This window comes from Tahibacter sp. (assembly GCF_035481375.1).
GTDB lineage: Bacteria > Pseudomonadota > Gammaproteobacteria > Xanthomonadales > Rhodanobacteraceae > Tahibacter.
The window spans coordinates 1-11403 of record NZ_DATIGT010000127.1 but is presented as its reverse complement, the minus strand read 5'-3'; the positions used below and the strand labels follow the sequence as shown (position 1 = coordinate 11403).

Sequence of the window (11403 nt, the reverse complement as noted above, 5' to 3'; positions counted from 1 at the left end):
GCCCTGCGCGGCGGCGATGCGCTGTGCGGCGGGCAGCGCGGCCCGCTGCTCGCGCAGGCGCTGCCGCAGCTGCTGTCGGTCGAGGGCGTTCGTCATCGGGGCCGGACGTCGAAAGAGGCCGCGGATTGTAGCGGGGGACAGCGGTGAGCGCGCGGCGCGCTGCAGAAACGCAACTGCAGCCAGCACCCGTGAGCAGGGCGCTGGAGGATGAGCGAGCAGCCGGCTCTACGTACCTGCCTCCCGCCTCCACTGCGAGTCGCAAAGCAGAAAGGCCAGAAGACAGCAACCAGAGCGCGCACGCCCACCAGTTACTCCCTTCCGACCTCTATTTACTGCTTTTGGAGGACGCCCTCCGCCGTGCCGATGCACACAGAACGACCTTGAACCCCGTTAACAGGTGGGACAGCTCGCGAGATCTCAGGCTTCCCGCACGTGGCGGACATGCACACCGACCTCAGCACTGCAACCCCGGGGTAGTCGATTAGGAACAAGGCAAATGTTAGGCGTGCTGTCGCACACGGCAGAGAACGACGCGGCTATTTTACGGACGCGCTGAGCACACCTTCAAGCTTGTGTTTCAGCGCTTGCACGTGCTGTGCCACGGTGTCGGCCTGATTGTTGCCCTGCTGGCGCGCGGCGATGAGTTCGTGCGTGATGTTCAGCGCGGCGAGTACGGCGATGCGATCGAGTCCGCTTGCGCGCGCGGCGCTCTTGACTTCGCGCATCTTGCCGTCGAGATACGCCGCTGCGGCGATGAGGCCGGGACGTTCTTCATCGGTGCAGGCGACGAGAAATTCGCGATCGAGGATGCTGACGGAAACCGGCGCGGGTATGCTCATGGGGCCTACGCGTTCTGTTCCAGCGACTTGAGCCGCGCGATCATCGCTTCGACGCGCGTGCGGGCCTGTTCGTTTTTCTGCAGCAGCAGCGCGCGCTCGTTCGCGAGCTGTTCCTGACTCTGACGCAGGCTGCGGTTTTCCTCGGACAGCCGCTGGCACAGCTCGACCAGGCGGTCGATGCGGGCGCTGACCTCATGCAGGTCGGCAAGCGTGGTGTTGGCCGCGGACATGGGCCGGACTATAGCAGAGGGCCGCGACGCCGCAACGGCGCTGCCGCAAGGCCGGGAAGGCGTTCACAAGGGCGCGGTTTCGCGCCGCCGGGCCTTCAGGAATTCGAGGCAGCGCTCGGCCGACAGCGGCAGCGACAGCCAGTTGCCCTGGATCTCGTCGCAACCCTGTTCGCGCAGGTATTCGACCTGTTCGTGCGTTTCCACGCCTTCGGCGATCACGTTGAGGCCGAGCGAATGCGCCATCGTGATGATGGTCGCGGTGATCGCCTCGTCGTCGGGGTCCGAAGTGATGTCGCCGACGAATTCCTTGTCGATCTTCAGCGTGTCGATCGGCAGGCGCTTGAGATAGGACAGCGAGGAATAGCCGGTGCCGAAGTCGTCGATCGCGAGCGATACGCCGATCGCCTTGAGATCGTTGAGCGTGCGCACCGACTGCTCGGCATTGTTCATGATCGTGCTCTCGGTCAGCTCGAGCTCGATCTGCTGCGGCGCGATGTCGTGCTCGGCGAGGATTTCGCGCAGTCGCCGCGGCAGCTCGCCGCGCAGCAGCTGCAGCACGGACACGTTGACCGCCATGACGACGTCGTCGATCTCCTGCGTGCGCCAGCGCGCGAGCGTCGCACAGGCGCGGCTCAGCACGAATTCGCCGATGTCGATGATCATGCCGGCTTCCTCGGCCAGCGGAATGAACACCGCCGGCGAGATTTCGCCGAGGTCCTCGCTGTGCCAGCGCAGCAGCGCCTCGACGCCGACGATGCGTTCGCCGACGAGCGCGAGCTTGGGCTGGAACACGAGGCGGAACTCGCCGCGTTCCATTGCCTTGCGCAGCGCGCCGACCATGGTCGCGCGCAGGCGCGCGGCGGAATCCATTTCCGATGTGTACATTTTATAAGTGTTGCGGCCGCTCTCCTTGGCCTGGTACATGGCCGTGTCGGCGTACTTCAGCAGATCCGTCGGCACCTGCGCGTGATCCGGATAGAGGCTGATGCCGATCGACGGCGAGATCACGACTTCCTGGCCGGAGTCGATTTCCAGCGGTTCGGCGAACACCTGCAGCAGCTTCTGGGCGACCTGCTCGGCTTCCATGCCGTCGTGCACATCCTCGAGCACGACCGTGAATTCGTCGCCGCCCAGGCGCGCGACGGTGTCGCTGTCGCGCACGTGCGTGCGCAGCCGCGAGCCTGCCGCCTTGAGCATGCGGTCGCCCGCGGCGTGGCCCATCGAGTCGTTGACGTGCTTGAAGCGGTCGAGGTCGAGGAACAGTACGGCGACGCGCCGGCCGTTGCGGCGCGCGCGCATGATCGCGTGGCCTAGGCGTTCGCCGAGCAGCGTGCGGTTCGGCAGTCCGGTCAGCGTGTCGTAGTTCGCGAGATAGCGCAGTTCCTGCTCGGCGCGCTTGCGGTCGGTGATGTCGGCGAGCACGCCGACGAAATGCGTGCGCGTGCCGTGCGCGTCGCGCACTTCGGCGAGTTCGAGCCAGCTCAGGAATTCCTCGCCGTCCTTGCGCCGCTGCCACAGTTCGCCGCGCCAGTGGCCGGTCTGGCTCAGCGTCTCGCGCATGTGCTCGTAGACCTCGGGCGCATGCTGCGGCGAGTTCAGGAGCGCCGCGTTCTGGCCGACGACTTCGTCCTCGCGATAGCCGGTCATGCGCGTGAACGCGAGATTGACCGAGGTGAAGCGGTAGTCCAGATCGGTGACGGTGACGGCCTCGGTCATGTTGCGGATGACTTCGGCGGCGATGCGGCGTTCGCGCTCGGCGAGCCGCGTCGCGGTCACGTTGCGCGCCGTGCCGCTGATGCGCGCGGGCTGGCCGTCGACGTCGCGCTCGACGATCTTGCCGCGCGACAGCACCCAGATCCAGCCGCCCTGGGCGTGTGCGACGCGGTGCTCGGACTCGAAATGGTCGGTGACGCCGGCGACATGGTCGGACATGGTCCGGTCCACGCGCGGCAGGTCGTCGGGATGCACCGCGAAATTGCGCCAGTCTTCGGCGCTGAGGCTCTCCTCGGGCGAGCTGCCGAGCAGCTGGTCGGCACCGAAGCGGTAGATGCGGCCCTCGCGCATGTCGTAGTCCCAGAACTCGTCGCCCGAGCCCCAGAGCGCGAGACGCAGGCGGTCCTCGCGCATGCGCAGTTCGTTCTGATGCCGCTTTTCCTCGAGCCGCTTGCTGCGCCGCTCGCTCCAGACGGCGAACACGACGAGGCTCGCGAGGCTCGCATAGGCGAGCTTCATCCACGTCGACGAATACCAGGGCGGCACGATCTCGAACGCGAACGCGCTGCTGCGCGCCGTCTCCGGATCGCTCTGCGCGCTGCGCACGCGGAACACGTAGCGGCCCGGGTCGAGGTTGGTATAGGTGACCTCGTGGCGCGTGCCGCCGTCGATCCAGTCCTCGTCGAAGCCGTCGAGCTTCCAGGCGAAGCGGTTGGTTTCAGGCGCGGTGAAATCGAGCGCGGCGAATTCGAAGCGCAGCAGGCGCTCGGCCTGTGCGATCTCCCGTTCCGGCTGGTTGCCGACGAGCTGTTCGCGCCGGCTGCCGACGGTCATCGCGGTCAGCACGACCGGCGCGTCGTAGCGTTCGCGCGCGAGATCCTCGGGATGGATCAGATTGATGCCGTTGACGCCGCCGAACAGCAGTTCCGACGGGCCCAGCGCGAACGCGGCGCCGCCGTTGAACTCGTAGGCCTGCAGACCGTCCTTCAGCGCGAAGTTGCGCACTGCGCGCGTGCCCGGCTCGTAGCGCGTCATGCCGCGGTTCGTCGACAGCCACAGCGCGCCGGACTGTTCTTCGAGCACGCCGTAGATCGTGTTGCTCGCGAGCCCGTCCTGCGTCGAGATGCGCGTGAAGCGCACGCCGTCGGCGGTCAGCTCGTCGAGCCGCAGCAGCCCGCTGTGCGAGCCGACCCAGATCGTCCCGTCGCGGCTTTCGTGGATGTGTCGCACGATGTTGCCCGAGTGCGGACCCGGCGCGAGACTCTGATCGCCGAGCCGGCGCAGCCGGCCGCTGGCCGGATCGAGCAGCGCGAGTCCGTCGAGCGTGCCGATCCAGAGCCGGTTCTGACTGTCCTCGCGCAGCGCGAGCACCATGTTGTTCGGCAGACTCGCTGGATCGGCGTCGTCATGGCGCCACGCCTGCACCGGCTGGCCGCCGCGATAGCGCAGCAGGCCCTTCGTGCGGGTGCCGATCCAGAGGCTGCCGTCGCGGCTGCGCACGAGGCTGCGCGCCTCCTGGTCGCCGCTCGCGATCGTCGTCGCGCCGGCCAGCACGGCGACGTCGATCGCGCTCGCGCGGCGCTCGCGCAGGTCGAGTTCGAACACGCCGTGGCTGCTCGCGATCCAGATGCGGTTTTCCGCGCCGCCCACGATGTCGTAGACGCTGAGTTCCTGCAGCGCCGCGGTACCGAGCGCGCGCGCGATCGGCTCGCTCCAGTTCTCGAAGCGGTCCTGATGGCGGTCGTAGCGCTTGAGGCCGTCGCCTTCGGTGCCGATCCACAGATGGCGCGCGTCTTCGGCCCAGAGCGCGCTGACCATGTTGCGCGTCACGCGGTCGCGCGGCGATTCGAGATCGACGATCCAGGTGAACGTCTCGCTGGTCGGCCGCGTCGTCGCGACGCCGCGCGTCTCGCCGCCGAGCCAGAGCAGGCCGGAGCGGTCGACCATCAGCGTCGTGACGAATTCCTCGGGCAGCGAGCCCGGCAGGTCGCGCTGATGGTGCAGCCATTCGGCCGCGGCCGTTCGCGGATCGAGGCGGACCACGCCGTCGCCGCGCACGGCCAGCCACAGCCGGCCGCTGCCGTCTTCGGCGATGTCCGACACGTTGGCCGGCTCGGCGCCCGCCGCCGGCCAGACCGGCTCCGCGCGCAGGCCGTCGGCGCTGACGCGCAGCAGCCCGCCCGACGTCCCGACGTAGAGCGCGCCGTCGCGTGTGACGAGCGCGGACAGCGCGCGCCGCAGCGCCGGTGCCGGCAGGCGCGTCACGCGCGCGGTCGTGCGGTCGATCCGGAGCAGGCCCTGGCTCGTCGGCGCATACAGCGATCCGTCGGGCGCATCGACGAAGCGGCGCTGCGGGCGCAGCGGCAGCGAGTCGGCCGGATCGAAGCGGAACAGCGACCGGCGCGTACCTTTCTCCGCGTCGACGAGATCGATGCCGTCGCGCGAGCCGACCCAGATGCGGTTCGGCGCATCGGCGTACAGCGCGCAGATGCTGTTGCCGCGCGGCGTCGTCGCGCGCGCGCCCGGCGGCAGCGGCCGCACCGTGCCCGTGCGCGGATCGAGGCTCGAGAAGTCCTTGGCGTTGGTGCCGACCCAGATGTGCCCCTGCGGGTCCTCGGCGATCGCCGTGATGAAGCTGTCGGGCAGGCTGTCGCTGCGTTCGGGATCCTGCTCGAACACGCGGAACGCGTAGCCGTCGTAGCGATGCAGCCCGCCCTGCGTCGCGATCCAGATGAAGCCGGCGCGGTCCTGCATCAGCGCGCCGATGGTGTTCTGCTGCAGGCCCTGTTCGCTGCCGAGATTGTCGAAATAGAAGCTGCGGCGCGCAGCGCCGGCGCCGATGGCGAACGACAGCAATGCGACGAGCAGGCAGAATCGTGCTCCTGCGCTCGGACCTCCCCTGAGGTTTCGCCAGAGTCCCACGCAGCGCGCCTCCCCGTGACTGCCGCCCGGCCAGTGTAGGCGCAAGCCACGGCGGTAACTAGGTGGTGCGGCAGCTGCCGGCGGCCGATGTGGCGCGGGTACAATCGCGCGATCGTCTCCGGCCTGCACCGTCATGAACAGCATCGTCATCACTCACGCCGAACTCGGCGTGGCCCTGCGGGAACTCGAATTCGGCGTCGCCGCCAGCGACCTGCACGGTTCGCTGACCGGGTTTCTCTGCGGCGGCGGCAAGGCCTCCGCGCGCAACTGGCTGCAGCGCCTCGAAATCGAGACCGATCCCGGCATCGAGACGCACGCGCGCATGGAACTCCTGACCCAGTTGTTCAGGAACTGCCGCGCGCAGCTCGAAGACCCGGGCTTCGCGTTCGAACCGCTGCTGCCCGGCGAGGACGAACCGCTGGCCGAGCGCGCCGACGCCCTCGTGCAGTGGTGCCGCGGCTTCCTCGGCGGGCTCGGGCTGTCCGGCGTCAATGCCGAGCGCGGCCTCTCCGAGGACGGCACCGAAATCCTGCGCGACTTCGGCACGATCGCCGCATCGCAGCTCGACTACGACGATGCCGAGGAAGACGAGTCCGCGCTCGTCGAGGTGCTGGAATTCATCCGCGTCGGCGTGATGCTGCTGCACGCCGAACTCGCGCCGCCGCCGGCGCCGACCGCCGGCGCCGATGCCAACCTGCTGCACTGAGGCGCCGCGACCCGTGATTGCCGTTCGCGAATACGCGCGCCGCCGCCGACAGCTCATGCACCTCGCCGGCGACGATGCGATCGTCATCGTGCCGGCCGCGCCCGAGCGCATCCGCAACAACGACGCGCCGTATCCGTATCGCCAGGACAGCGACTTCCACTATCTCTGCGGCTTCCCCGAGCCCGATGCCGTGCTCGCGCTGTTGCCGGGGCGCACGCAGGCCGAAACGATCCTGTTCTGCCGCGAGCGCGACCCGTCGCGCGAAGTCTGGGACGGCCCGCGCATCGGTCCCGACGGTGCGGTGGACCAGTGCGGGCTCGACGACGCGTTTCCGATCGACGACATCGACGACATCCTGCCCGGCCTGATCGAAGGCCGCTCGCGCGTCTACTACCACTTCGGCCGCGACAGCGATTTCGACCTGAAGCTGATCGGCTGGATCAAGCGCGTGCAGACGCTGCGCGGGCCGCTCGCGCGCGCCCCGCATGAATTTGTAGCCTTGTCCCATCTGCTGCACGACCTGCGGCTGTACAAGTCCAAGGACGAACTCGCGCTGATGCGCCAGGCCGCGGCGATCGCCGCCGAAGGCCACCGCCGCGCGATGCGCGCGGCGCGGCCGGGACTCTACGAACACCAGGTCGAAGCCGAACTGCTGCACGCGTTCCGCAACGCCGGCGCGGTGCCGTCCTACGAACCCATCGTCGGCGGCGGCACCAACGCCTGCGTGCTGCACTACCGCGCCAACAACGCGCTGCTGCGCGACGGCGACCTGCTGCTCATCGACGCCGGCGCTGAGTTCGCGTGCTATGCCTCGGACATCACGCGCACATTTCCGGTCAACGGCCGTTTCAGTGCCGAACAGCGCGCGCTCTACGAGATCGTGCTCGCCGCGCAGGATGCGGCGATCGCGCAGGCGCGGCCGGGCCGGCCCTGGACCGCGCCGCACGAAGCCGCGGTCGAGGTCATCGCGCGCGGCCTCTGCGAACTGGGACTCGTCGCCGGCGCGCCGGCCGCGGCGATCGCAAGCGGTGCATACAAGCGCTTCTTTCCGCACAAGACCGGCCACTGGCTCGGCCTCGACGTGCACGACGTCGGCGACTACCGCGTCGACGGCGAACCGCGCGAGCTCGAACCCGGCATGGTCATGACGGTCGAGCCCGGCATCTACATCGCGCCCGACGCCGCCGACATCGAGCCGCGCTGGCGCGGCATCGGCATCCGCATCGAGGACGACATCGCCGTCACGCGCACGGCGCCGGAGCTGCTGACGTTCGGCGTGCCGCGGACCGTGGAAGAGATCGAGTCGCATATGAGTACGGCGCGGTCTTGACGTTTTCGACCGCGCCGTTGAACCGCTCCGCCGCGCGCCGGTCAGACCAGACCGCATCGCGCCGCCGCACTGACGAGGAGCCGGTTTGAAACGCATCGCCATCGCTCTGCTGTTCGCGTGCGGCGGTGCCGCCGCTGCGACGACGCCGGTCCGCTACGGCCTGTTCGGCGACCTGCATGTCGCGCGGCCCGACGGTACGGCGACACGCACGTTGATGTTCGTCTCCGACGCCGACGGCTGGGATGCGCGCGAAGAGGCGTATGCCGATGCGCTCGCGGCGGCCGGCAGTTTCGTCGTCGGCATCGACCTGCCGGTCTATCTGAAACACCTCGACGGCATCGAGAGCGACTGCGCGTATCCGGCCGCGCACGTCGAAGAAGTCAGTCACTGGATCCAGCGGCACGAAAACAGGGCGGACTACACGGCGCCGTGGCTCGTCGGTCTCGATCGCGGCGCGACGCTCGCCTATGCGGTCGCGGCGCAGGCGCCGGCCGGCACGTTCGCCGGCCTCGTGACGCTCGGCTACGACTTCGACTGGCGTCTCCGGCACACGCTCTGCGCCGGCGATGCGGGTGTCGCGACGGCGGCCGACGGCACGCGCGGGTTCCGCGTCGTGCCGGTCGCGCGGCTCGGCAATCCGTGGCTGCCGCAGCCCTATGCGCCCGGCGCGGCGATCGACGGTCTCGGCCGCGAACTCGCGCTGCTGCGCGATCGCGTGCTGCCCGCAGCGGCGCCGCGCCGCAACGGCCCGCAGACCCTCGCTGCCGCATTGCAGCGCTGGGACCGGCGCGAGGCGCGCCGGCATGAACCGCTGCCCCAGGACGTCGCCGATCTGCCGCTGACCGACGTCGCGCCGACCGCAGCGGCGAACGGCCGCATCGCAATCGTGCTGACCGGCGACGGCGGCTGGGCCGGCCTCGACCAGGGCGTCGCCGATGCGCTCGCTGCCGACGGCGTGCGGGTCATCGGATTCTCGACGCTGAAGTTCTTCTGGAAGCAGCGCACGCCCGACGAAGCCGCGGCGGCGGTCGCGCGCGTCGTCGGTCATTACGCGGCGCGGAATCCCGACGCGCGCTTTGCGCTCGTCGGCTATTCGTTCGGCGCGAGCCTCGTGCCGGTCGTGTTCAACCGCCTGCCCGAGGCGGCACGCGGAATGATCGATCTGCAGTTCATGATCTCGCCCGACGACGAAGCCGTATTCGAGATCAAGGTCGGCGACTGGTTCGGCGGCGCGCAGCACGACGGTGCGCTGCCGATTGCGCCCGAACTCGCGAAAGCGACGACGCCGGCGGTCTGCCTGCACGGCGCGGACGAAGACGACAGTCCGTGTCCGAAGCTCGCGGGCGACAAGGTGACGTCGCTCGATCTGCCCGGCGGACATCACTACGACGGCGACTACGCGGCGATCGGCAAGCTCGTGCTCGACCTCTGGCCGAAGCGGCGATAGCCGCGACGATCAGCCCTTCAGCAGCCGCCGGTATCCACCGGCGACGAGCGCGGCGACGTCGACGAGCAGTCCGGGCACCCAGACGCCGCGCGGATACGCCAGGTAGGAGCCCGTCCAGTCAGGGCGGAATTTCTCCTTGTAGCGTCGTATACCCTGATAGTTGTAGCGGCTGTTGCCGTAGCGGAACGCGAGCGCGGCGAGGCGCTCGTTGATGCGCGCGTACGGATTCGCGCCGACATTGGACAGCGGCGCCATGCCGAGGCTGAAACGCTCGTACTGCCGTTCCTGCGCCCACTGCATGACGCGCGCGAACAGGAAGTCCATGCTCGAACGCGGCGCGTCGGGCAGATGGCGCATCAGGTCCACGCTGGCCGTGCCGTTGCGGCCGTAGGGCGGCAGCACGTTCGCGAACGCGACGAGGCGCTGCTCGTGATAGACCAGCGCGAGCGGTCCCCAATCGAGGTAGGCCGCGTCGAAGCGGCCGAGCGAGAAGCCCTTCTCGTTGCTGCCCTTGTCGGCGAGCCAGGTGTCGGAAACCTGCTGCACGTCGGCGATCAGCGCCGTGTCGAACGGCGGCTCGCGCAGCTCGAAACGCAGGGTTTCCTTGGCCGAGCGGTTGACCGCCTGGCGCAGGTCTTCCCAGCGCTTGCCCGACAGCGAAAAGTCCGCGAGCCGGATCGTCGCGAGTTCGCCGAGCTTGAACAGGTCGAAGCCGTGGTCGTGGTAGCGCGACAGTTCCGGTTCGAGCACTTCGTAGAACACCGGCACGCGGTCCTGGCTGTCGGCGAAGCGGCGGAAATCGAGGATCGCGCGCGAGACCGCGGCTTCACTGCCGCAGGGCGAGCCGAGCGCGACGAGGCGGTCGCGGATCGTGCCGTAGGCGACGACGGCCTGACGGTCGCCGGCCCAGAACAGCGACTTGTCGCCCATGAAACTCAAGTGCCCGAACTCGCCGCCGCCGTGCCGGCGATACAGCTCGCGCGCTTCGTCGAGTTCGGCGCGATGCGGCAGCAGCGGCGCCGGCCGGCGTACCGCGAAGCTCTGCCAGATCAGATAGACGGCGACGCCGAGCGCCGCGGCGCCGAGGCCGCGTGCGAGCCGCGAGGAATGTTCGCCGAAGCCGACGTAGAACAAATCGAACGAGTCGTCGCCGAGCACCGCGGCGACGCCGATCGCGAAGAACACGACGACGGCGACGAGAAGGCCGGCGAACCAGCCCGCGGCCGTGAACGAATTCAGATGCATCGCGCGCTGGCTGAAGGCGCTCTTGCGCGAACGCAGCAGCAGCGCGACGCCGAGCAGGAACAGCGCTTCGCCGACATGCAGACCCTTCGCGAGCGCGAGCAAGGCGCTGGCTGCGAGCACGAACTGCGTGAGCCGGTAGGCGACGCGCAGGCGGCCGTCGATGCCGCGCGCGAGGCCGAGCAGCAGCACGCCGGTCAGCACGCTGAGCCAGTACGAACTCTCGATCGTCAGCAGCGACAGGTACGCGCCGGCCGCGTGCAGGCGTTCGTGCAATGCCGGTATTGCCGCGGACGCGAGCAGCAGCGTGCCGGCGGCGAACGTGAACACGGCGATCAGCCGGATGCCGAGATCGGCGAGCAGACTCGCCGGCAGTTGCAGGAGTCCGTACAGCGGATGACCGGCGAGACGTTCGCGCAGCCGCGCGAGCTGCGGCAGGCGGTCGACGAGCAGGCCCGAACCCAGATACAGCCCGACGAACAGCGGCAACAGGTAGTAGCTCAGCCGGAACAGAAACAGGCCCGAGACCACCGCGGCCTGGTCGTAGCCGGCCTGGCCGAGCGCGAGCAGCAGCAGGCCGTCGAACACGCCGAGGCCGCCCGGCACGAGACTGACGAGACCGAGCACCGACGCGCCCGCGAACGCGAGCAGCAACGGCATCGGCGCGACTGCGGCACCGCTGATGCGCAGGCAGACATAGAGCGTGGCGGCGGCGAGCAGCCAGTCGGCGAGCGAGATCAGGCTCAGCTCCGCGCGCAGGCGCAGGCTCGGCAGCGGCTGCTGCGGCGGCAGCCAGCGCATCAGTCGGCGCTGCCCGGTCAGCGCGAGATACAGCGGCAGATAGAGGCCGGCGGCGACGAGCACGGCGATCGCGAGCCAGCGCGCCGCGGTGCCCGGCGCCAGCGGCAGCGGGCCCGCGACGAAACTCGCGGCCACGAGCATCGACAGGCCGAGCGGCAGCGCGAGCGCCTGCA

General features: G+C 69.3%; 7 protein-coding genes and 1 other RNA gene. 3 read left to right on the top strand and 5 right to left on the bottom strand.

Annotated features, from left to right (window positions below; genetic code table 11):
* Positions 1-345: 345 nt before the first annotated feature.
* The 4 genes from ssrS to VLF18_RS08400 all read right to left on the bottom strand — a co-directional run bounded on the left by ssrS (position 346) and on the right by VLF18_RS08400 (position 5704).
* Positions 346-530, bottom strand: a non-coding RNA gene (gene ssrS / locus VLF18_RS08415) — 6S RNA.
* A 6-nt stretch (positions 531-536) separates the two neighbouring features.
* Positions 537-839, bottom strand: a complete 303-nt coding sequence (locus VLF18_RS08410) for a cell division protein ZapA (RefSeq protein WP_325279180.1) — start codon at positions 837-839, stop codon at positions 537-539.
* Between the two features lie 5 nt (positions 840-844).
* Complete coding sequence (locus VLF18_RS08405) at positions 845-1069, bottom strand: TIGR02449 family protein (protein WP_325279179.1); 225 nt, start codon at positions 1067-1069, stop codon at positions 845-847.
* Positions 1070-1132: 63 nt separating this feature from the next.
* Positions 1133-5704 carry an EAL domain-containing protein gene (locus tag VLF18_RS08400; protein ID WP_325279178.1) on the bottom strand — a complete coding sequence of 1524 codons (4572 nt, stop codon included), beginning with the start codon at positions 5702-5704 and terminating at the stop codon, positions 1133-1135.
* A gap of 133 nt (positions 5705-5837) precedes the next feature.
* Between VLF18_RS08400 and VLF18_RS08395 the strand changes: the two genes are divergently transcribed.
* The 3 genes from VLF18_RS08395 (at position 5838) to VLF18_RS08385 (ending at position 9187) form a co-directional block, all read left to right on the top strand.
* Positions 5838-6410, top strand: a complete 573-nt coding sequence (locus VLF18_RS08395; RefSeq protein WP_325279177.1) for a UPF0149 family protein — start codon at positions 5838-5840, stop codon at positions 6408-6410.
* Positions 6391-7740, top strand: coding sequence for an aminopeptidase P N-terminal domain-containing protein (locus VLF18_RS08390; RefSeq protein ID WP_414717200.1), 1350 nt, complete (start codon positions 6391-6393; stop codon positions 7738-7740). The genes VLF18_RS08395 and VLF18_RS08390 overlap by 20 nt, the downstream gene beginning before the upstream one ends.
* Before the next feature lie 85 nt (positions 7741-7825).
* Complete coding sequence (locus VLF18_RS08385) at positions 7826-9187, top strand: AcvB/VirJ family lysyl-phosphatidylglycerol hydrolase (RefSeq protein WP_325279175.1); 1362 nt, start codon at positions 7826-7828, stop codon at positions 9185-9187.
* Positions 9188-9196: 9 nt separating this feature from the next.
* On the opposite strand, the gene mprF is transcribed toward VLF18_RS08385, so the two are convergent.
* A partial coding sequence (gene mprF / locus VLF18_RS08380; protein WP_325279174.1) for a bifunctional lysylphosphatidylglycerol flippase/synthetase MprF occupies positions 9197-11403 on the bottom strand: 2207 nt, incomplete at its 5' end.

Excerpts from the sequence above, each read along its gene's own strand:
- VLF18_RS08410 (WP_325279180.1), bottom strand. The coding sequence starts at position 839 with ATGAGCATACCCGCGCCGGTTTCCGTCAGCATCCTCGATCGCGAATTT.
- VLF18_RS08405 (WP_325279179.1), bottom strand. The coding sequence starts at position 1,069 with ATGTCCGCGGCCAACACCACGCTTGCCGACCTGCATGAGGTCAGCGCC.
- VLF18_RS08395 (WP_325279177.1), top strand. The coding sequence starts at position 5,838 with ATGAACAGCATCGTCATCACTCACGCCGAACTCGGCGTGGCCCTGCGG.
- VLF18_RS08390 (WP_414717200.1), top strand. The coding sequence starts at position 6,391 with ATGCCAACCTGCTGCACTGAGGCGCCGCGACCCGTGATTGCCGTTCGC.